The sequence below is a fragment of the Aureimonas ureilytica genome, assembly GCF_001475935.1.
GTDB classification, from domain to species: Bacteria; Pseudomonadota; Alphaproteobacteria; order Rhizobiales; family Rhizobiaceae; genus Aureimonas; species Aureimonas ureilytica_A.
Map to the genome: position 1 here is coordinate 57238 of NZ_LDQA01000057.1, position 21457 is coordinate 78694.

The window sequence follows — 21457 nt, forward strand, 5'->3', positions numbered from 1 at the left end:
CTCGTTCTACGAAGTGGGCGTTTCTATTCGGCGGGACTGCACAGGGGCACCGCTCCGGCCGCCATCATACCCGCCGATGGGTGGTTTGATTGCCGCCCATCAGCCATTCAACCTTCCAGGATCGAAAGCCCACATCGCGGCCGGCCGCATCGTCCGCTCATGTGCGGCCAAGGCGCGAAGGCTTCTCGCCTTAGCGTGCCGGGCTCGCGTCGCGGTTTTCCGTCACGGACGGCAGCGTGGTCGTGTTGGTGGTGATGAAGTTATTCGTCACCGAATTGGTGACGAAGAAATTGCTCGTGCCGGCCGCGCCGTTTCCGTCCGTCACGGACAGCGAGGTGCCGCCGCGCGACACGCCCGGGACGGCCTCGCCATTGGCAAAGGCGCTCGGGCTGTCGGTGGCCGCCCTGTTGGTGCCGCCCGTGCCGCCGCCCGACAGCGAGCCGGCACCGCCACCCGCCGCGCCGCCTGCTGCTCCGCCGCCGGCACCACCGCCACCGCCCGCCGCGCCCAAGGCGGCCGTGGCCGGCTGGGCCAGAGCGGCGGTGTAGGCGCTGATCACGGCCGGATTGTTCGAGGCGGCGACCGCTTCCTGGATAAAGGCGGCATAGGTCGGCGCGACGCCCTGGCCGGCCTGCGCGGCGCGCGCCAGACCCGCGCCGATGGCGGCGCGCTGCACCGCGCTCGTCGCGTCCTGCGAGGCAAGCGACAGAAGCTGCGGCACGGCGCGGTTGTTGGAGGCCGCAAGCAGGCGAACCTGATTGGCGAGCGCCGCGCCCCCTTGCGGATAGGCGGACAGGAGTGCTGGAGGATTGGCGAGGAAGGCCAGCATGTCCGCTTCCGACACGCGGCTCGGGCCCGATAGATAGGCGGCGGGCGCTGTGAGGCCGCCCGTGCCGGGCGCGAGCGCCGCGACCTCCTGCGACGTGGGCGCGCTGGCGGGGGCCTGAGCCACTGGGGCCTGAGCCACCGGCTCTGGCGAAGCGGCGGGTGTCGCAACGGGGGGCGTAGCCTGCGGAGAGGCGGCGGGGGCTGTGGGGGCTGCCGCGTCCTGCGCTTGCGCGGCGGCGGCCAGCCCGAGCGACAGGGCGAGCGTGGTGGAGGCAGCCGTCAGAAGGGAGCGGAACATCGGGGCCATCGTCCTTGGAAGTTTAACAGAAGGCGGACCCGGCGCATCGGCGCCGGGCTGGCATGAGAGTGCGGGGCGAGGCCTCGCGAGCGCGGATGGTCCAGACGTTTCGCCCGTCGCCACGCCGCCCAGACCGCGCCATGCCATCGACATGAACCGGGCTTGGCGTGCTGCGACGTGACGACAACCGCTCGTCCATCCTGCGCCCGCAGGCTTCGTCAAAGGCTTTAGCCCCCGCACCTTGCCTGCGCCCGCTTTAGCGCAGCGTCCGCTCGGCGCTGCGGATCAGCGCGGCGTCGGTGGCGGGGCCTGCGACGCCCGAGGTGACGGAGTTGACGACGGCCAGGAACTTCGTCACCTCGGTCGAGTCCGAGTTCGAGACGTAGAGAATATCCTTGTCGTGCATCGCGAATTTCTGCGCGAGGAACAATCCGTCGGGCTTGCGCAGGTTGAGGCGGAAGATGACCGGATACTGACCGCCCGCCTTGCCTGCGTTGCCTTCGACCTGCACGCCCATGCGGGCCAGCGTGGCCGTGTCCACCAGGCGATACAGGAAGATCTGCGCGGCGTCGGCGCGGCTGTCGAGCAGGCCGCCGACCTTGCCCAGCGCTTCGGCGAGCGTCAGGTTCGATTCGTCGAAATCCACCCGGCCCGAAAGGCCCGACGCGCCGAAGGCGAGATAGGTGCGGCGCTCGCGGTTCACGTAGACCACGTCGCCCGGATAAAGGAAGATGTTCTCGCGCGGGTTGGACAGCAGCTCTTCGAAGGGCACGGTGGCCGTCGTGCTGCCGCGCTGGAGCGTGACATAGACTTCGCGACCCGGCGCACTGAGACCACCGGCCGCCGAGATCGCGTCCAGAACGCGCTCGCCGCTCGGATTGATCTCGATCTTGGCGGCCGAGTTCACGTCGCCCAGAACCGAAATCTGGCTGGACCGGCTCTGCACGAGATTGATCACGACCTGCGGCTCGATGGCGCGGTCGGCGAGGCGTTGCTCGATATCGGCGCGAATTTCCTCGGGCAGGCGGCCGGCGGCGCGGATCGAGCCGGCATAGGGCACGTTGATCAGGCCGCGCGTGTCCACCGTCTGGTTCGGCAGGGTGATGAAATTGCCGGGGCGGCTGCCGGCGTCAGCCGGAATGAACAGGCCGCCGGCGGCCGATTCGAACAGCGTGATCGACACGACGTCGCCGACGCCCAAGGGCAGGGCCGGCGGGCCCTTCCGGCTCGGCCCGAAGCCCGAGCTGAGGCTCTTGCGGCTTTCCAGGGGGAAGAACGCCAGGACATTGGGCGTCAGATCGACCAGCGCATAGGGCGCCTGTTCCTGCTTCTGAGCGGCCAGATAGACGGAGGCCTGGCTCTCGATCGCGCGATTGTCCGGCCCGGAATGCGGCAGGGTGGAGCAGCCGCTCAACGCCAGCAAGGTTGCGGTAAGGCTTACAAGATAGGCTTTGCCGGAAGGCCGCATGTAAAATCCCTTGATCCTCGCGCGCCGCTCGGCACGGTCCATCGTGTTGCAGTGCGATGGACGATGGACACGCCGCGGGACGCCTCGATCCGCAATTTCGTCGGAGCCAGCCGGGATGGCATGGATCGCGAGCGGTTGCAGGGCAAGGGACCGACCTCACGTCGCGTCACTTTCGAGCTTTCGAGATACCTAAAAAACTGTCTTTAAGCGAATCTTCTCACCCGATGTGGTGAAGAAGCCTGTGGGTGATGCCGCATCGCAACAGATTTGATCAACGGAAAGAACGGCTTGCGCGTCCGAGCCCAGGCCTTTTCTCCCCAATCTATCCCCATCTTATCCCCGCCCGGCGTGGAGCGGTTAGGCATGAGCGTCCTTGTCTGGAGGTTCCCATGCGATCGTTCATCGAGAATTTTCCTCATAGTTCCAACCGCTTGGCTTTGGCGCCCCTGTTTCCCGACTATGTCGAGGAGATCAAGCTCGCGGCCGAGACCTCGACCCTCGTTCCCATCCCGGACGGAGCCCGATTCGCGCTGTTTTCCTTCGACGCCTCCGTGCGGGTGAAGCTGGGCACGAAAACCACGGTTCTGGCCGATCCGCGACAGACCACCGACGGATCGGGCGGGGAATGGAACCCGGCCGCGCGGCGCATTCCCGAATTTCTGCCCGATGGCGTCACGCGCCCGACGCATCTGTGCCTGCGCGCGCCAGCGGCCGCCCTCGGCTCGGTCTCGTTCTACGCATGAACGCGCTGTTCCGCTCCCCTTCGTCCCACGCCGGCTTTGGCGCGGGACTCTTGACGCGCCGCCCGCGCGCGCCTCTCGCCTCGCTGCCCGACGTGGCGGGCCTGCCGAGCTATACGTCCTACGGGTTCGGCTCGGCCAACCATCTGGAAGACGCCGACCAGCGCGGCCTTCTGTTCCCGGCGGGGGCGTCCGCGCTGCCTCTGGTGACGCAGGACTGGGTGCAGGGTTTCTTCTTCAGCGTCGACGAGATGCTGCGCCAGCAGGCCTCGACCTACGTCCTGGCGGCCAAGGGCGCGGGAACGGCGGCCGATACGTCCCGCATCACGCTGCGCGGCGGTTTCGACGTGTCCGGCATCACGCCGCTCAGCCTTCTCGTCTCGGCGCAGAATTCGGGAATGCGCTCCTGGGGCACGGGCCTGTCGCGCAGTCCCTCGCTGGAACGCGGCGCCGATTATCTCCTGGTCTACGGTCAGAAGGGCAATCTGCCCTTCCAATGTGTGATGCGCGTCGCCGCCGATGGCGAGGTCGCGCCCGAACTCGTGTCCAACCAGGTGGGCACGGCCAATGACGGGCCGACCTCCTGGCGCTATCTCGATCGAAACGCCAGCCAGCCAGCCTGGGGCAGCGCGGGCAGCTACGACTTCCTGTCGGGGCTCGGCGGCGTGGTGGACGCGGCCGACGGGGCGAACCGGCAGGCAGCCGGCGGCACGATGGCGGGCTTCTTCAATATCTGGGGCTCGTTCCCGTTTTCGGGCGGGGCGCCCGATGCGGCTCTTCTGATCGAGCTGGCCGAAGGGCTTCTCGATCCGGCGGGCCTTGCCGAGCGCCTGTCCGGACGGCTGCGCTTTGCCGCCGATCTGAAGGGACCCGGCGATGTCGGGGCCGATCCGCGCGGCGAGATCACCGCCGCCCTGAGCGAGATTGGGACGAATGCCTTCGCCCAGCCGTTTGCCGCCGCTCCGCTGCGCCGCCCGCCGGCCCTGCGGCTGCGGGCCTATGGCGACCGCTTCGTGCTGCCGCTTGGGGACAGGACGCGCCTCGGCTCCGTTCCCTTTGCCGGAACCTATACCGGCTCTGCGGGGGAGGAGAGTTTCGAGGTTCGGCTTCTGCGCGCCGACACAGGGGCCGAGCTCGTCGGCTGGACGCCGATCTCCGTGCAGATCGATGCCGGCGCGCGGCGCTTTTCGGGCGCGCTCGCCCAGGTGCCGGCCGGCATCGCCTTTCGCCGCGAGATCCGCCGCCGGGGACTCCCCGCCAGCGCGGTCAATGGTGGCGATCGGCTCGCCATCGGCTTGGTGATCGTGGATATCGGCCAGTCGCAGCTGGCCTATCAATCCTATGCGATGGACGATACGGCGGGCGGCGGCGGCGGGCGTCAGCTCGCGCCGGTGCAGGACCCCAACCTGTTCTTCTCCGTTCTCAAGCAGCCGTCCTTCGTCAACGCGCAATCGACCGGCTACGGCGGGCCGAAGGGCTCGGTTGCGCTGTTCCAGCCCTATCGCGCCGACCAGCATGGCGACGGCAATATCGTGAGCTTCGAGACGATCCGCCGTCTGGCCGGCTTGCCGGTGATGATCGTGGACACGGCGGTTCCCGGCAGCCATCCCAATGCCTGGAGCCTTGATCGCAAGCGCTTCAGCTACGCCTCGCTGTTCACGCCCGACGGAGCGACCAGCAGCTTCACCTTCACCCCCGTGGCGGCCGGCCTGTCCGGCGAGGGCTTCAATCCCGCCCCCGCCGTGGTGCCGGGCTCCTTCTCGATCAAGGTGGGAGAGGCCACGATCGCGGACGATGGCGCGGGCAATCTTGCGGGGGCGGGCGTCACCTCGGGCACGATCGACTATGCCTCGGGCAAGATTTCCAATCTGACCTTCGCCGCGCCCCCGGCGGCGGGCACGTCCGTGTCCGGCTCGTTCCGCTTCTTCGCCACGGCCCCCGAAACGTCGCAGGCCATCTCGGCCGGCCGCTGGTCGATTTGGGGCGAGGATGGGTTGCCGCTCGATCGCACCAACCGCAGCGGGCGACTGATGGTGCATCTGGCGCGCTTGCGCGGCCTCGCGCCCTCGCTCTATCGCCTGTACTGGTACACATCCATGGAAAGCCCCGCCGGTATGTCCGCCTTCGGCGCGATCATGGATCGCTTCAAGGCGCGGCTCGACGCCCTTTATCCCGCCGGCGCGGACGCGCCTTGGGCGCTCGCGCTGCCGGGCCGCTCGGCCGCGAGCGAAGAGCGTCTGACGTACCGACCGATGGGGCCGCGCCAGCGTCAATGGGCTGCTACCCGTCCCTTCGTGCGCCTCATCGGCGAAACGCTCGATCTGGAACTGGCGGACAATTTCGGCCCGCATCCTTCGGCCAAGATCGGCAGTCGCACGCTGGGCGAGCGGCTGGGCGTCGGCTGCGCCTCGCTCTTCACGCCCGGCCTCGTGGCGGAAGGGCCGGTGTTGCGTTCGGCGCGCTTCACCAGCGCCGGCCGGCAGGCGATCGAGCTGCGCTTCGATCTCGGTGCGGCGGCCAAGCTGGCGACGTCCGACGGTTCGACCTCGGGTCTGACGGGCTTTCGTGTCGCTCCGCCGGTCGGCGGTTCGGTCACGGTCGGCTCGGGCTGGCTGGACACCGGCTTCACCGCGTCGATCACCGGCACCGATCGCATCACCCTGACCTCCACCGGCGCAGCCTTCTCGGCCGGGCAGCGCGTCGCCTTCGGCAACGGCTCGACGGTTTTTACCGGCAAGGGATCGACGCAGGAGGCGATCGACAATACGGCGCTCCTCAAGATGCCGGGCGACGACGACCGGATGTTCGGCGACATCGACAAGTTCGCCCGCACGGGCCGGTGCGGCAATCTCCTGCGCGCCTTCGACGACGTGACCGTCTCCGAAGCTTGAACGCACGAGCGGGAGGGCACGTCAGCCCTCCCGCTTCGCCGCATTCGCTTTCAATTTAAGGTAAATGCCCGTTCGTTTTGAAATGAATTCGGGCCAAACCTAAGATAAATACATATGTCGAAGGTGTAGGTCTGTTGCTTATGCGGAGAGCAATACTTCGAGTTGGCGCAATTTAATCAAATGCCAATGTTCGTTTCAACCCGCTTAAGGGGGCGGGCGTGGTGCCATCGGGTCGATCCAAACGGAAGGACCCGACATGTCTCGCCCCTCGCTCGCAGCCCTGGCCGGTCTTGCGCTGCTGTGTGTTCCGGCTCTGTCCAGTCAAGCCACGGCCTTGGAGGCGCGGCCGATGCGCGTCTCGGAGCGCGCGTCCCATGTGCCGGCCGGCGCCGGCGCTTTGGCCCCGTTTCCCTATATCCAGTTCTGCCTCGCCAATGCCGCCGATTGCCAGACATCGAAAGGCCCGGCCGTGGTCGAGTGGACGCCCGCCAACCGTGCCTTGGTCCAGACCGTCAATCTCAGCGTCAATCGGGGCATTCGCCCGGTGAAGGACGCGGTGGACACTTGGCGCGCCGATGTCGCGCAGGGGGACTGCAACGATTACGCGCTGACCAAGCGCCGCGCGCTTCTACGAAAGGGCCTGCCGGCCGGGGCCCTGCGCATGGCGGTTGCCACGACGGCCGAGGGTGAGTGGCACGCCGTTCTGGTGGTCTCCACCAGCGCCGGCGATATGGTGCTCGACAACCGCTTCGGGCAGGTGAAGCTTTGGAGCCAGACCGACCTGCACTGGTCCACCATCGCCTCGGCCGCGGACCCGCGTGTGTGGCGCGCGGTGGCGCGCTAAGCATCTCGTGCGAAAGCTGCGTCTGCTTCCGCGGGCGGGTCTGAATCTCTTGGAACGCTTCAGCGCGGCACTCGTGCCTTAACGGCGGCGACCGCCGCCCGGCGCTCCTCGATCGGAATGGGATGGGTGGACTGGATGTGCAGCGCGACATGCTGGGGCTGCGTGCCGGCCGCGATCGCCTCGACATCGATCCGCTCGTCCGGCAGCCAGACCGAATTATAGAGCTTGCGATCGGCCGCGATATGGCCGCTCGGCTCGGCCAGCCCTTCCGCGACGAACTCACCATAGAGGATATATTCGGAGACGGTGGCCGCTTTTGCGATGGCGCGCTGCCAGCCCTGGCTCGTCTGCGCCTCGATCCGTTCGAGAAGACGCTCCAGCACCGGGCGCCGCCAGGTGACGAATTGGCCGATATAGTTGAAGGACTCGACACTGGGCTGCGTGACGCCCAACAGGCGGTGTGCGGTGGCGCGCCAGGTCCGATGCGTTTCGAGATCGCGCCCCTCCACATGCCGCTGGAGGTGCAGGCCGTCGCCGTTCTGGAGCATGTCGGCGGTGAAGGGGCGAAACAGAAGCACGTCGCTGTCGGCGAAGACGAAGACCTCCGCATCGCTGAACTCCGCCGCCGAGAGCTTTACGATCTGCTGCACCAGCCAGCCACTGACACGCCCGAGCCCCTTCAAGTGATACTGCTCGCGCAGCCGCATCGTCCGGCCGAAGGGGAGGGGGATCAGCGTCGGCACGGGAAGCCGGCGGAAACCGTGACGGCCGATGATCTCCTCGCGCACCAGAACGCGCCGTTTCGGCCCCGCGAGCGGGGCGAACAGCGCGCGGTCGCGCGCCGGCACGATCAGGATATGCTCGTGGTCGAAGCGGGCGAACTCGTCGAGGCTGCGGCAAAGGTCTCGCGCCAGCTCGAAATCGTTGCGATAGGACGGGGTGATGAGGGCGACGCGGGGGCTCGTCATGCAGGCAGGCTCTTCGTGTGCGGCATGGCGCGGCCTACCAAATCTTCTGGAACGTATAGTCGCCGTCCCCCTCGCGCGCCTTGATGACGCGAGCCGGCACGCCGCCGATCACGATATCGGTTTCAGTGAAGGACTTGGTGACCACCGAACCCAGAGCGACGATCGTGCGATCCGCCACGCCGCTGCCGGGCGCAAAGCGCACGGCCGAGCCGAGGAAACAGTCGCGGCCGATATGAATGTCGCGGTTCATCGTGCCCGCGCCGTGGGTCAGGAATTGCGAGGCGAAGCCCGCGAGCCACGAGCCGTCGCCGATCGAGACGAGGCCGAGCACGTCGATCAGGTGGCTGTCGTTGATGAGACAGTTGCGACCCGTCACGAAGCGTCGGCGATAGTTCATGCCCGCTTGCGAAGGGTCGGCGGCGGCATCGCCGCATTCGATCCGATTGGCGCGGCCGATGAACGTGCCATCGCCCAGCTCGACCTCGATCGGGCCGACGAAGCTCGTGCCACGACGGATCGTCACGCCGCTGCCGCAGGTGAAGCGATCCACCGCAATGAGGACGCGATGGCCGATCGAGGCGTCGCGCGCGATCTGGGTGCCGGGCAACAGCGAATAAAGCGCGCGGCGGATGGGCTTGCCCGGCAGGCTCGAAATCAGGAGAGCCAGGGCCAGTCGGAGCTTGCGGTTCATGGGGCGCGTCTGCTTGAGATCGATGAGGCGGGAAGCGAAGCGAGCGGCAGGGTCATGCCCGCCGGCTCCGTTCCGCGATCGCCTCGTCATACAGGCGACGGGTCGCCGCGCCAATCGCCGCCCAGCTTTCGCTGTTCGGCCGGGGCGGCGGGGCAGGGCGGCGTGTGAAGGCCTCGGCCATGGCCTCGCTCAGCGCTTTGGTGTCGCCGGGCGCGACGAGCGCTCCGTCCGCGCCCTCGCGCAGATCCTCGGCGAAGATGCCGACACGGCTGGCCACCATCCATTTGCCGAGCGGCTTCAGGAGGAAGTAGACGCCGCTCGCGTCGATCTGCCGATACGGGAAAACGAAGCCATCCGCCTCGTGAAACAGGTCCGCCATGGCCTGATGGTCGAGCCGGCCGAGGCGGAACTCGAGAGTCGGCCCGAGCCCGAGCGCCTCGGCCCGCGCCATCAAGGGGGCGATATCCATCATCGGCGCGCCGGCGACGATGACGCGGCCCTGCTCCCGCTCATGGGCGGGCATCTGCCCCAGCGCTTCTATGAGCAGATCGACACCCTTGTAGGGCTTGATCTGGCCGAACAGAACCAGCGTGAAGCGCTTCGACCTCGCCCGCGCCAGCGCTTCCGCGCTGGGCTTGGCCTTCAAGGGCAGCGGCCCATGGGGGATAAGATGGATTTTGTGCGCGTCGAGGCCGCGCGCCCGCAGCGTGTCGAGCGCGGCCCTCGTGTGGACGATGAGCCGATCGGCGGCGCGAAGCGGCAGGTCGAACCCCTTGTTTTGCAGAAGCGAAATGCGCTCGCCATTGAAGGGCACGGTGTCGTGCACCGTCATGACGACAGGGCAATGGCGGCGCATGGCGAGGATCGCCGCCGCGTCGAAGGCCGGCAGAACCGCCCATTGAAGATGCACCACATCCGCCTCGTTCCGGCCGAGACGGCGCAGGAGCGCTGCCAGATCCACGAGATGGGACGCGCCCTTGGCCACGGCGCGCAGACGCCGGCGCGCGGGCGCGATCGCTTCCACGCGTCGATAAAACGCGGCTTCGCATTCGGCCGGGTCGAGTTCGGCTTCCTCGCGCTCGCGCAAGGGGCGCGTTAGCCAGAGCGGCCGCACCCCGGCCTGCCGCAGGCCGCTGGACAGGCCGGCATCATAGGCGGGCGTGAAGAGCGAAGGGTCGAGGAGCAGCGCGAACAGTGTGGCCGGCGCATCATCATCCGCGACGGCACCGCCCGCCTGCGCCCATGTCATACAGCTTCCGCCTGGGCAGGCTGACGCTCGGGGCTCCAGCGCATGTCGCGCGCGCCGGCCAGCCCTAGAAGAAAGCCTGACGCCCAAGCTGTGTGCATGACCCCGGCAACCGGACCGGACAGAAGCCCGCAAGCGGTGCGATGGCGCAGCGCGATCTGACAGGAGGTCAGGGCGAGCGCGAAAAGGTAGAGAAACGGCACCACCAGGACATGGGGAAGAGCCGGCGCGATCGCGAGGCAGGCGAAAAAGACAACCATGAAGCTCGGCACCGCGAACTGACGCAGGCGCAGCGAGGTCGGATGCCGGCGCAAGGTGCGCGAGCGGCCCCTTCCATAGTTGAAATATTGCCGCCAGATGCCTTGGAAACTGTCGCGCGGATGATATTCGAGCCGCGTTTCGCCATCGAGATAGATCGTGCCAGCCAGCGCCCGCAGACGGCAGTCGAACTCGGCGTCCTCGTTATGGGTGAAGCTTTCCTCGTAGCCGCCCACGCGCTTGAACATGTCGAGGGCGATCAGCGCGTGGTGGCCGTGATCCACGAAGCCGCTTTTGCGCCCGCCCCGATGGGCCGATCCGCCCGAGCCGATCAGGCTGTCGGAGACCCAGGCGACGGCCTTCTGGAACGGAATGCAGCCGACCGAATCCATTGGAACCACGACGGAGGTGGCACCCGTGCGTCGCTGCGTGCGCAGCAGCGAGGCGATATAGCCACGCGGGTAGTTGGCATGGGCGTCGCAGCGCACGAGCCATTTTGCGCCCTCGCCATGGCGGGCGACCGCCAGATTGATCCCGGCGCTCTGGATGCGCCGTCCATTGTGCTCCAGAAAGACCTGAGAGCGGTGCCGGGCATAGGCGCGAACGAGTTCCACCGTTCCGTCCGTGCTGCCACCATCCACCACGCAGATGCGCAGATCGAACTCGCCATCCTGATCGGCGGTCAGCCGCTCCAGAACGGGAATGATGGTTCTGGCTTCGTTGAGGGTCGGTATCGCGAGCAAAACGACATCGCGACGCGGCGAATGGCCATGGGTCATCCGTACGCTCCGGCATGGGGAATTTGGGGGGGCTAAAGAAGACCGCGGCTCACATCACGGAGGCCGGCGGAAGAACCTCATTGGCGTCATGCCATGATCTGCTGTCTCATTTTTTCTTCACCCAAACATACGTAGGATATAAGACAAATGTCAACGGATTGCAGGAGCCTGATCTCAGTTTGACTCACTCTCGGCCTCCGACGTCCTCGCCTTTCGCGCTTGTTGCTGCGGCGCAACATGATCCCTAAGCTTCCGGAACGATGATCGCCCATGCCGACCTGCCCGCGCCTCCCGAACGCGACAACCGAAGTCCTTTCGGTCTTGCGCCGCTTTCCAGAGCGCTTTCCCGACGCCCTTCTTGAAGCGGAGCTTCGCCCATGACTGTCTCGTCTCCTCCCGGCTCCTCGCGGTCCGGGCTCGCCGTCGGCCTTTGCACCTACAAGCGTCTGCCCTCGCTTCTGCGCCTGCTCGACCACATCGCCGAAAGCGCAAAACCGCTGGCCGAGCCACCGGTGATCATCGTCGTGGACAATGACGGACAGGACCCCGCCGTGGGGCTGGCCGTTGGCGCGTTTGCCGCCCGCACGGGGCTGGAGCTGCGCTATCGCATCGAAAGTCATCCCGGCATTTCGGCCGCGCGCAACGCGGTCTTCGACGAAGCCGAAAAGCGCGGGGTCCGCTTCGTCGCGATGATCGACGACGACGAATGGCCCTCGCCCGTCTGGCTCGCCGAGCTCCTGGCCTGTCAGGCGCGGGAAGGGGCAGCCGTGGTCGGTGGGCCGGTGCGGCCCGTGTTTCCCGAGAAGGCCGCGCATCTGGAGCGCTACGCGCGCTATTGGTCCGTGCAGAAGCAGTTTCTGGAGGGGCGTCCCTTCGTCTTCTGCACCTGCAATTTCCTGATCGATCTGGAGGCCACGGGCTCGATCCCGCGCCCCTTCTTCGATGAAGCCTTCGGCCTCAGCGGCGGCGGCGATACGGTGTTCTTCCGCCGCCTCTTCTATGCCGGCCTGAAAATGGCTTGGGCCGAGGAAGCGTTCGTCTGGGAGGAGGTGCCCGATTCTCGCGCGTCGCTCGCATGGATGCGCCAGCGCCGCTTTCGTGTCGGCAATCATGCGGTGCGCTGGGAAAGCCTCGATGCGGGCGCGCGCAAAAGCTTGGCCAAGACGCTGGGCCTCACCGCGCGCCTGGCGATCTATCCGCTGTTCCGGCGCGAGCCCGAATCCCCCTTTCTCGGCTGGCTCTTGGAAATGGACAAGGTGCGCGGCCGCTATAAGGCGCATCTGGGCGGCGTCTTCGTGGAATATGCGCGGCCCAAACCCGCCGAGGCGGCCCCGGCGGGCCGGCGCGAGGACGATCATGTCTGTGGTTGAGGCAAGCGCGTCGTGAGCGGGCTACGTTCGCGAGCCGGGGCTTTCGCCCGGCATCTGGAGGCGCGCTTTCGGATCGTCACCTTCGCCGGAACGCTGGTGCCCACCGTCTCGGCGCTGGGCGTGCAACTCGTGGCCTTCGCCCTGACGGCGCGCGGGCTAGGGCTCGAAGCCTTCGGCATCTACACCGCGCTTCTGGCCGTCTCGGCCTTGAGCGTGGAACTGGTGGGGCTGGGCGGGGCCGATCTTCTGGTGCGCGGCGTGGCGCGAGAGCCGGAGCGCTTCGCGTCCTATTTCGGCAATCTCCTGATCCTGACGGGGCTGACGCTGCCGCTCGTGGTGCTCGGCGGCGTCTGGGTGGCCCATGGCGTCATGGAATCGCCGCTGCCGGTTCTGTTCGTCGCACTGGTGATCGGCGGCGAAATCCTGATCGGACGCGCGGCCGCCTCGCTCGAACTGGTCATGGTCGCCCATCGCCAGACGGTGCGCGCCGGGGCGGTGCGCTTTACCACCGCCTTCGTGCGCCTTCTGGCGGCGGCGATCTTTTTCGCAGCGCTGGGCCGCTCCGATCTCGAAGGCTGGATCGAAGTGGCCTTCCTCCAATCGGTGATCACCACCGCGCTCTACCTTGCCTTGTCGATCCGGCTCTATGGGCGGCCGCGCGCCGTGTTGCTGACACGCGATCTCTGGACCGGCCTGTCCTTCTGCCTCAATCAGGCGTCGCGCTCGTCGCAAGGAAGCCTCGATCGCATCGTGCTCAGTCGCTTCGCGGATGCGGCGAGCGTCGGCATCTACGGCGCGGCCTCGCGCGTTCTGACCCTGGGCCTGTTTCCGCTCCAGGTCGTCACGCGCATGACCTATCCGAATTTCTTCGTGCATGGCGGGCGCGGCGGCATCGCCGCCAGCCGGCGCTATGCGCTGAGCGTCGTGCCGGTCATGCTGGGCGTCGGTCTTGCGGCCTGCGGGGCCGTCAGCCTCGCGGGCTTCCTCGCACCCGCCGTTCTCGGCCGGGACTTCGAATCCATGGTGGGCGTGACGGCGGCGTTGTCCTTCAGCCTGCCTCTGATGGCGCTGCAATATCCCGCCGCCGATGCGCTGACCGGGGCGGGGTATCAGGGGCTGCGCGCGGTCCTGTCGGTGACCGCGGCCTTCGGCTTCGGCATCATTATGGCCTTTGGCGCGCGGCTGGACGGGATCGAAGGGCTGGTGATCGCCTTCCTCTCCTGCCACGCGCTGTTCGCTGCCGTTCTCTGGACGGCTGCATTCCGCGTGCGAGACAGGCCGGAGGGGCGCGAGATGGCGCCGGCCTGAACACGATCCGGCTTGCCGGGGAGGGCGGTCTCGTCAAGGAAAAGGTCGAGATGCTGTAAAAAGGACGGAACGCGCGTATTCCATCGCGTTCCGTCCTTTTTCTTTCACGGCGCCGCGAGCGCCGCTATCGGATGGGGTCAGGCCCCGCGGCCGTCGTTTTCTTCTTCGAAGGATACGGCGACGTCGCCATTGGCGGACAGACGCACCTTGTCTCCTTCGACCTCGGCCACGAGACCGCCGGGAATGAAGTGGTGATGACCCTGATGATGGCCTTCGCCGCTGTCCTTCTTGGTCAGCTTGATGCGGTCGCCCTCGACCCGGTCCACGGTGCCGATATGAACGCCGTCAGCGCCGATCACTTCCATATGTTCCTTGATCCGATCGAGCATGATGGTCTTCCCTGATGGTGATGAACGGGGAAACGCACATGTCCCGGCCGGGATGCACGGGCAGCGGAAAAAGCCCGCCGGCCCGCAGAGTTCGTCAGCGCACGAAGCGTGTCAGCGCGCCACGAAGCGGTTGCGCTGCTGAACCGTGGCGCAGGGCTGTTCCGTTTCGACCCGGCGCGCGGCTTCCGCCCAGAAGTCGTGCTCCTGTCCGCTGGGGCGTCCCGCCTTCTCCCACAGGAAATACGCCAGGTTGCGGATTTCCTGGTCCCTGTCATCGGAAATGATCATACCGTCCTCGACTTTCCTCCCGCCGATTCTTGTTGTCGGGTCCCACGAGCGGTTCCTTCGAGAACGGATCGTTCGCCTGACATAAAGGCAGGTTATAGGCTGTAGATACCGCTGCAAATGCGAAGGAAAAGCCACGAAGGGGGAGCCTTCGAAAATTTTCTTGAAACCGCTTCTAGCGCGCCCACCTTTCGCGAAAATTTTCTCGACGGTTGTGGCGGTGTGGCCGCGTGGCGGCTGCGGCAGGGGGTGGCCTTTGCCTCCCTCGCGTTCCGTGCTAGACGCTCGCGACTTTATCGCTGGGTTTCGGGCTCTTGGACCCGGAATTCGTCTTTCAAAAGACTATGGTTGTCGCTGATTCTGGGCGGCCATGGATTCGACGCTGCGCTTTTCTGCTCCATGATACCCATACCACCGGAGGCCTCGTCAGAGGAATGATCAGCGGCGAACACGCCCCCACGGCCGAGACGGCAACGTCCCCGCACGAGGGTCACCCGCGCAAGAGCCTTCCCGTTGTCGTCCTCGGCAGCATCGGCGTCGTTTACGGCGATATCGGGACAAGCCCGCTCTATGCCATGAAAGAATCCCTGCTGCATGTCGGGGGCATTCCCTCGGCCAGCGAAATCATCGGCATCGTCTCGCTGCTGGTCTGGTCGCTGGTGATCGTCGTCACGGTGAAATACGTGATGCTGGTGCTCAGGGCCGACAATCAGGGCGAGGGCGGCGCGCTGTCGCTCATGGCGCTGGCGCAGACCGCGCTGCAGCGGCCCAACCGCGTGATCCTGACGCTCGGCATGATCGGCGCGGCGCTGTTCTATGGCGACGCGATCCTGACGCCGGCGGTCTCGGTTCTCTCCGCTGTCGAAGGTCTCAAGGTCACGACGCCGGGGCTCGACCCTTATATCGTGCCCATCGCCATCGCCATCATCGTGGCGCTCTATGCCGTGCAGTCCTTCGGCACGGCCAAGGTCGCCGTGTTCTTCGGCCCGATCATGGCGCTCTGGTTCATCACGCTGGCGCTGATCGGCCTTTCGCATATCGGCGACGCGCCGCAGATCCTGCACGCGCTCAATCCCATCAACGGCTTCTGGTTCATGACGTCGCACGGGATTCTCGGCTTCACCGTTCTGGGGTCGGTCTTCCTCGCTGTGACGGGGGCCGAAGCGCTCTATGCCGATATGGGCCATTTCGGCAAACGGCCGATCCGCATCGCCTGGCTCGGCTTCGTCGGCCCGGCGCTGCTGCTCAACTATCTCGGCCAAGGTGCTTTCGCGCTCAACGACGCGTCGGCCCTGCCCAATCTCTTCTTCCTGTCGGCGCCCGAGTGGGGGCGTCTGCCGCTCGTGATTCTCGCCACGCTCGCCACGATCATCGCGGGACAGGCGGTCATCACCGGCGCCTTCTCGCTGACGCAGCAGGCCATCCAGCTGGGTCTCCTGCCGCGCCTTCAGATCGAGCATACGTCCGAGTCCGAGCGCGGGCAGATCTATCTGCCGACGGTCAACTGGCTGATGCTGATCGGCGTCGTCATGCTGATCATCTTCTTTCAGGATTCCTCCTCGCTCGCCGCCGCCTACGGAATCGCGGTCACCGGCACGATGATCATCACGAGCCTGCTCGGCATCGTCGTCTTCGCCTATGGCTGGGGCTGGGGTTTGGGGCTCGCGGTCGCGGTGGTCGCGCCGCTCATGGTAATCGACAGCGCGTTCCTGGCCGCCAATCTTCTGAAGCTCGCCGATGGCGGCTACCTGCCGCTGGTGATCGGCGGCTGCATCATGCTGCTGATGGCCGTCTGGGTCCGTGGCACGCGCCTTCTCAACACCAAGGCGCAGCAGCAGAACCTGTCGCTCGACACGTTCATCAAGGCGATGGAAACCTCCTCCGTTACCCATGTGTCGGGCACGGCGATGTATCTGACCTCGACGCCCGAGACCGTACCGTCGGCGCTTCTGCATAATCTCAAGCACAATCGCGTGCTGCACGAGAAGAACGTCATCGTGACGATCCGCACGGCGGACGTGCCCTATGTCTCGAACGCCAACCGCCTGACCTATCACCCCCTGTCGCCCGCCTTTGCGCGCGTCGAGCTGAACTACGGCTTCCTGGACGAGCCCAATCTGCTTCAGGCGCTGATCCAGCTGCGCGAGCTGGGCGTGAAGTTCGACGTCATGTCCACCACCTTCTTCGTCGGCCGGCGGCGGATCAAATCGGCCGCGCGCAGCGACATGCCGAGCTGGCAAAGCCAGATCTTCATCAAGATGGCTCGCCACTCCTACGACGCGATCGACTACTATCGCATCCCCGCCAACCGCGTCGTCGAACTCGGAACCTACGTGACGCTTTGATGATGTTGGCTTGAGACAGGTCGTCACACTCGCTTAACGTCACGCTCGCCCTAGTTTCTTCTTGGAAGCGGCCCGTTCGGGTCGCGCTGCCGGGCCTGGCCGATGCATGATGCGCCGGCCAGCCGGACTCGGCCAGCGGAGGGCGATTTCCATGGATGCGCACAATTCGACTGAACATCGCGAAAACGCGCGCCTCGGCGATATTGCCAATCGTTCCGAGAAGGGGACGGCTCTAACCTTGATTCGCGCCGAAACCCGCGCGCGCGACGAAAAAACCGCGCGGCTGAAGGCCCTTCGCCTGGCACAGGAAGCGGAAGGCGGCACGCCGAGCGAAGCCAAGACAGCGCTGCCTCTGCAGCGCGCGAGCCGCGCGACCGCCAAGAAACCGGCGGCTCGCAAGGCGCCCGCGAAAAAGGCGGCCCAGCTCAAGGCCTGATCAGGCTCTTCGGTCGGACACGGCGCGTCGGCGAAGGGGGCTTGAGTGGACCTTTCGTCGCGCCTTTCTGCGCTCAACCTCTAATTGGATGGTAAGTTTTGTGAAGTTATGCTGCATCGTTTCTTGGGGGAAGAGCCGATGCACATGCGTACCGATCTCGCTGAGCGTCTCCAGTTTCTGAAAATCGACGACGCCGCGCTGGAGCGGATCGCGCCGAAATGCGAAATGATCAGCCATGCGGTCGAGGGTGGCATCTCGGCCTTCTACGACCAACTCGCCAAAGTGCCCGAACTGCAATCCTTCTTTGCGTCCGAGACCATGCGCCAAAAGGCGGAGACGGCGCAGAACAAGCATTGGGCTCATCTGGCCGGCGGCCATATCGACGATAGCTATGTCAGCGAGGTCGAACGCATTGGGCGCACCCATGCGCGTATCGGACTGGAGCCCCGCTGGTATCTCGGCGGCTATGCCCTGATCCTCGAAGGCATGATCAAGGACCTTCTTCCACGGCTTCTCGGCCGGGGCCTGATGCGTGGCGCCAAGATCGACGAGGCTGCGGAGCTTCTCGGTATTCTGGTCAAGGTCGCCATCCTCGATATGGATTACGGCGTATCGACCTATCTGGACACGTTGGCGGCCGAAAAGACGCGCATGGAAACGGATCGCGCTCGGGTCGCGAGTGAGCAAGCGCGTTCGCTGGGCGACGCCTCGGCGGCCATGGAAGAGATGACCGCCAACATCCGCCAGAACGCCGAGAACGCCTCAACCACGGAGAAGATCGCGGACAAGGCGTCGATCAACGCCGATCGCGGTGGCGAGGCTGTGGAGAAGTCGGTGGAGGCCATGCGCTCCATCGCGACCAAGATTCAGGTCGTGCAGGAGATCGCGCGCCAGACCGACCTTCTGGCGCTGAACGCGGCCATCGAGGCGGCGCGCGCGGGCGCACATGGCAAGGGCTTTGCCGTGGTGGCGTCCGAAGTGCGCAAGCTCGCCGAGCGCGTGACCATTGCCGCGGGCGAGATCGGAGCCTTGTCGAACCGCTCCCTGTCCGTATCGGAAGAGGCGGGCCAAGCGCTGAAAGCGCTGGTGCCCGATATCCGGCGCACCGCCGAACTCGTGTCCGAAATCTCGGCCGCCTGCCGCGAACAGTCGATCGGCGTCGAACAGATCAGCGAGGCGATCAACCGTCTCGACCGGATGGGGCAGGAACTCGCCAGTTCCGCGAGCACGTCCCGCGCGCCGCACGGACTGCGCAACGCCGCTTGAACCCGGCCGAAGCGGGCGGAGCGCCAAACGAAGACGGGATGGCACGTGCCGGATCGGCCTTCGCCCACGTTTCGAGGCGACGGGCTGGCCTGCGGGTGTTGGGGTGGCCGGCGGCGATTCCTGAGTGAGGCGATGCTCCCTTCCTCAGCCTCAACCGCGCCCACGTGGGCAGCGATGCCTCGCGGGCGGAATGGCTCTTTATTCTCATCCGAAAGCGAAAAGCCGCGACGCGAGGGGGACTCGCGTCGCGGCTTTCGATGGAGCGCGGCCTGTAAGCGTGCTTATTTCGTCCAGGCGGCGACCTTGTCCGGGTTGGCGGCGACCCAGGCCTTGGCGTTCGCGGCCGGGTTGGCGCCCTTTTCCTCGTTCTGCAGCATCATCTTCTGCTCGTCATCGAGCGAAAGCTTGAAGTTCTTCAGGACTTTGTAGACTTCGGGCATGTCCTTGTCCAAGCCCTTGCGGGCGACGGTGTTGACCGTTTCTTCGCCGCCGAAGGAGCCCTTGGGGTCGGCGAGATATTTCAGGTCCCAGCGCCCGAACATCCAGTGGGGGGTCCAGGTCGTCACCACGATGGGCTGCTTGCGGTCGATCGCGTCCTTCAGCGCGGCGGTCATGGTCGCGTCCGAACCGTCCACCAGATTGATGTTCGTCAGGCCATAATCCTTGATGGCCTTCTCGGAGGCCTGCATCAGGCCGGCGCCCGGATCGATGCCGATCACCTTCTTGCCGACTTCGGCTCCCTTGGTCTTCAGGTCCTCGACCGAGGTGAGATCGACATAGGTGGGTACGGCCCAGCCGATCTTGGCGCCGGAGACATTAGGGCCGACCAGATCGACCTTGTCCTTCAGCTTGGCGTAATAGGCGGCATGGGTCGCCGGAAGCCAGGCGGCCACCATGGCGTCGGCCTCGCCGGTCGCGACAGCCTGCCACATGGCGGCGGCCGGCAGCGGTGTCAGCGTGACGGCGTAGCCTTCCTTCTTCAAGGTCTCGGCCAGAAGATTGGTCGCCACCACGGCGTCGGACCATTCCACATAGGCCAAATTCACCTTCTTCTCGGCGGCCGAGGCAAGGCTCGTCATGAGGGTCGTGGCGAGAGCGGCGGCTGCAAGGACTTTCAGCATGGGTCTCGGAACTCCGTTGAGAGGAAAGGGAAGTGCTGGAAAGGGACGGATCAAGCCGAGCGCGCGCGGCGCGCCATGGCCTGGGTGACGCGGTCGAGCACGACCGCAAGGATGACGATGGCGATGCCCGCCTGGAAGCCGGAGCCCGCGTCGAGCCGCTGGATCGAGCGCCAGACCTCGCGGCCAAGGCCGCCCGCGCCGATCATCGAGGCGATCACCACCATGGAGAGGCCCAGCATGATGGTCTGGTTGATGCCGGCCATGATGGTCGGCAGGGCCAGGGGAAGCTGGACCTTCAGAAGCTTCTGGACCGGGGTCGTGCCGAAGGCATCGGCGGCCTCGGTCAGGTCATGCGGCACGCCGCGAATGCCGAGCGCCGTCAGGCGGATCACCGGCGGCATGGAGAAGATCACGGTGGCGAACACCGCCGAAACCGAACCGAGCCCGAAAAACGGGATGGCGGGAATGAGATACACGAAGCTCGGCATGGTCTGCATCATGTCGAGCGCGGGCGAGACGGTCTTCCAGGCCCGCTCCGACAGGGCACATCCGATGCCGATCGGCAGGCCGATCAGGAGCGCGGCAAGGGTGGACAGCGTCACCAGAACGAGGGTTTCCACCGTCGCGTCCCAAAGACGCAGGTTCCACAGGAACAGGAAGCCGAAGAGGGCCAGAAGCCCGACGCGGCGTCCGGCCAGGGCGAAGGCTCCGCCAGCCAGTGCGAGGATCAGCACCCAAGGCGGAATCTGAAGCAGAAACTCCGTTCCCGTCGAGATCCAACCCGCCACGAAGGCGGACAGGCCGCGCGTCAGTGATGCGAGATGGAGGGTGAGCCAATCGAGGGCGCTGCTGGCGTATTCGTCCAGAGGGAACTTGCGGATGCTGCCGTCGTCGTTGAGGAGCCATTCCATGCCATGTTCCTTTCCTCGTTGGGCTGCTTGCCCGCCAGTGCGCGCAGGGCGACTTCGCGGGTGAGAAGGCCGACGAAGCGGCCCGTCTCGTCCACTACGGCCAGGCCGTGAGGCTCGCTCGCCAGAAGCGGGAGCACGCTTTTCAGGACCGCTCCGGCCGGCGCGCGGGCGATCCCGCCGTCCATCAGCTTCTCGAGCCGCTGCCCGCGCGAGCCGGGGGCGGAGAGCCGGCCCCGGTCGATACGGCCCACCGGCATGTCGCGATCGCAGGTGACGACGAAGACCTCGTCGGCGCGGCTCTGCGCGGGTTCCACGAGGGGCCAGGCCTCCTCGGCCGCCGCGCCTTGGAAGAGGCGTGGCTGCGGGCGCACGAGGCGCCCGAGCGTGACGACCGACGACACGTCGATATTTTCCACGAAGCGGCGGACATAGTCGCCCTGCGGGTCGAGGAGGATTTCTTCGGCCGTGCCGCTTTGCGCGATGGCGCCGTCCTTCATGAGAACGATGCGCCCGCCCAGATGAATGGCCTCGTCGAGATCGTGGCTGACGAAGACGATGGTCTTGCGCAGCTTCTGCTGCAGCGAGCGCAGCTCGTTCTGCATGTCGCGCCGGATCAGCGGATCGAGCGCGGAGAAGGCTTCATCCATCAGGAGAATGTCGGCGTCGGCGCACAGGGCGCGGGCAAGGCCCGCCCGCTGCTGCATCCCGCCCGACAACTGGCGCGGGAACTTGGTGTCCCAGCCCTTGAGGCCGACCAGCTCGACCGCTTCCAGCGCCCGCTCGCGCCGCGTCTTGCGATCGACGCCCTGAACCTCCAGTCCGTATTCGACATTTTCCGCAATCGTGCGGTTGGGAAACAGGGCGAAGTGCTGGAACACCATGCCGAAGGTTTCGCGGCGGAACTCGCGCAGCGCCTTGGTGGACAACTCGGTCACTTCGGTTCCGCCGATGCGGATCGATCCGGCAGTGGGCTCCACAAGGCGGTTGAGGCAGCGCAGCATGGTCGACTTGCCCG

20 protein-coding genes are annotated in these 21457 nt (G+C 66.2%); 8 read left to right on the forward strand and 12 right to left on the reverse strand.

The window, feature by feature from the left end:
• Positions 1–190: 190 nt before the first annotated feature.
• Complete coding sequence (locus NS365_RS19355) at positions 191–1126, reverse strand: hypothetical protein (RefSeq protein WP_058601943.1); 936 nt, start codon at positions 1124–1126, stop codon at positions 191–193.
• A gap of 256 nt (positions 1127–1382) precedes the next feature.
• Positions 1383–2594 (reverse strand): polysaccharide biosynthesis/export family protein, encoded by a 1212-nt coding sequence (locus NS365_RS19360; protein WP_058601944.1) that lies wholly within the window; start codon positions 2592–2594, stop codon positions 1383–1385.
• 389 nt (positions 2595–2983) lie between these two features.
• Here NS365_RS19360 and NS365_RS19365 point away from each other — a divergent pair, with 389 nt between their 5' ends.
• From NS365_RS19365 to NS365_RS19375, 3 genes are all read left to right on the forward strand, one after another.
• Entirely contained in the window at positions 2984–3337 is a 354-nt protein-coding gene (locus NS365_RS19365) for a hypothetical protein (protein ID WP_058601945.1), read from the forward strand.
• On the forward strand, positions 3334–6225 hold the full coding sequence (locus NS365_RS19370) for a hypothetical protein (RefSeq protein ID WP_058601946.1): 2892 nt from the start codon (positions 3334–3336) through the stop codon (positions 6223–6225). Before NS365_RS19365 ends, NS365_RS19370 begins: the two co-directional genes overlap by 4 nt.
• A 256-nt stretch (positions 6226–6481) precedes the next feature.
• Entirely contained in the window at positions 6482–7069 is a 588-nt protein-coding gene (locus NS365_RS19375; RefSeq protein WP_058601947.1) for a transglutaminase-like cysteine peptidase, read from the forward strand.
• A gap of 59 nt (positions 7070–7128) precedes the next feature.
• Here NS365_RS19375 and NS365_RS19380 read toward each other — a convergent pair whose 3' ends face one another.
• Genes NS365_RS19380 through NS365_RS19395 form a run of 4 tightly spaced genes read right to left on the reverse strand, consistent with a single transcriptional unit; the run spans position 7129 to position 11011 of the window.
• Positions 7129–8037, reverse strand: a complete 909-nt coding sequence (locus NS365_RS19380; RefSeq protein WP_058601948.1) for a DUF6492 family protein — start codon at positions 8035–8037, stop codon at positions 7129–7131.
• Between the two features lie 34 nt (positions 8038–8071).
• Positions 8072–8728, reverse strand: a complete 657-nt coding sequence (locus NS365_RS19385) for an acyltransferase (protein ID WP_153003860.1) — start codon at positions 8726–8728, stop codon at positions 8072–8074.
• 52 nt (positions 8729–8780) lie between these two features.
• Positions 8781–9977: a glycosyltransferase gene (locus NS365_RS19390; protein WP_058601950.1), complete on the reverse strand. Its 1197-nt coding sequence runs from the start codon at positions 9975–9977 to the stop codon at positions 8781–8783.
• Positions 9974–11011: a glycosyltransferase family 2 protein gene (locus NS365_RS19395; protein WP_058601951.1), complete on the reverse strand. Its 1038-nt coding sequence runs from the start codon at positions 11009–11011 to the stop codon at positions 9974–9976. The genes NS365_RS19390 and NS365_RS19395 overlap by 4 nt, the downstream gene beginning before the upstream one ends.
• Positions 11012–11388: 377 nt before the next feature.
• Here NS365_RS19395 and NS365_RS19400 point away from each other — a divergent pair, with 377 nt between their 5' ends.
• Together NS365_RS19400 and NS365_RS19405 are read left to right on the forward strand one after the other, a co-directional pair.
• The gene (locus NS365_RS19400) at positions 11389–12381 is read left to right on the forward strand and encodes a glycosyltransferase family 2 protein (RefSeq protein WP_058601952.1); all 993 of its coding nucleotides are present in this window, start codon (positions 11389–11391) and stop codon (positions 12379–12381) included.
• Positions 12382–12393: 12 nt separating this feature from the next.
• Entirely contained in the window at positions 12394–13689 is a 1296-nt protein-coding gene (locus tag NS365_RS19405) for a lipopolysaccharide biosynthesis protein (RefSeq protein WP_058601953.1), read from the forward strand.
• Positions 13690–13826: 137 nt separating this feature from the next.
• On the opposite strand, the gene NS365_RS19410 is transcribed toward NS365_RS19405, so the two are convergent.
• From NS365_RS19410 to NS365_RS25075, 3 genes are all read right to left on the reverse strand, one after another.
• A complete protein-coding gene (locus NS365_RS19410) occupies positions 13827–14078 on the reverse strand; it encodes a DUF2171 domain-containing protein (protein ID WP_058601954.1) in 252 nt (83 codons plus the stop codon).
• Positions 14079–14189: 111 nt separating this feature from the next.
• The gene (locus tag NS365_RS23780) at positions 14190–14366 is read right to left on the reverse strand and encodes a DUF2934 domain-containing protein (protein WP_082640491.1); all 177 of its coding nucleotides are present in this window, start codon (positions 14364–14366) and stop codon (positions 14190–14192) included.
• 290 nt (positions 14367–14656) lie between these two features.
• Positions 14657–14959: a hypothetical protein gene (locus NS365_RS25075; RefSeq protein WP_244498503.1), complete on the reverse strand. Its 303-nt coding sequence runs from the start codon at positions 14957–14959 to the stop codon at positions 14657–14659.
• On the opposite strand from NS365_RS25075, the gene NS365_RS19415 reads away from it, so the two are divergent.
• The 3 genes from NS365_RS19415 to NS365_RS19425 all read left to right on the forward strand — a co-directional run bounded on the left by NS365_RS19415 (position 14939) and on the right by NS365_RS19425 (position 18410).
• A complete protein-coding gene (locus NS365_RS19415; protein WP_244496430.1) occupies positions 14939–16708 on the forward strand; it encodes a potassium transporter Kup in 1770 nt (589 codons plus the stop codon). The genes NS365_RS25075 and NS365_RS19415 overlap by 21 nt on opposite strands.
• Before the next feature lie 151 nt (positions 16709–16859).
• Positions 16860–17144 (forward strand): hypothetical protein, encoded by a 285-nt coding sequence (locus NS365_RS19420; protein WP_058601956.1) that lies wholly within the window; start codon positions 16860–16862, stop codon positions 17142–17144.
• Between the two features lie 144 nt (positions 17145–17288).
• Positions 17289–18410: a globin-coupled sensor protein gene (locus NS365_RS19425; RefSeq protein WP_058601963.1), complete on the forward strand. Its 1122-nt coding sequence runs from the start codon at positions 17289–17291 to the stop codon at positions 18408–18410.
• Between the two features lie 281 nt (positions 18411–18691).
• Here NS365_RS19425 and NS365_RS19430 read toward each other — a convergent pair whose 3' ends face one another.
• The 3 genes from NS365_RS19430 to NS365_RS19440 all read right to left on the reverse strand — a co-directional run.
• On the reverse strand, positions 18692–19531 hold the full coding sequence (locus NS365_RS19430) for a glycine betaine ABC transporter substrate-binding protein (RefSeq protein WP_058601957.1): 840 nt from the start codon (positions 19529–19531) through the stop codon (positions 18692–18694).
• A 50-nt stretch (positions 19532–19581) separates the two neighbouring features.
• Positions 19582–20442 (reverse strand): ABC transporter permease, encoded by an 861-nt coding sequence (locus NS365_RS19435; RefSeq protein ID WP_058601958.1) that lies wholly within the window; start codon positions 20440–20442, stop codon positions 19582–19584.
• The coding region (locus NS365_RS19440; protein ID WP_058601964.1) for a quaternary amine ABC transporter ATP-binding protein at positions 20340–21457 on the reverse strand (1118 nt) is incomplete at its 5' end. The genes NS365_RS19440 and NS365_RS19435, both read right to left, overlap by 103 nt.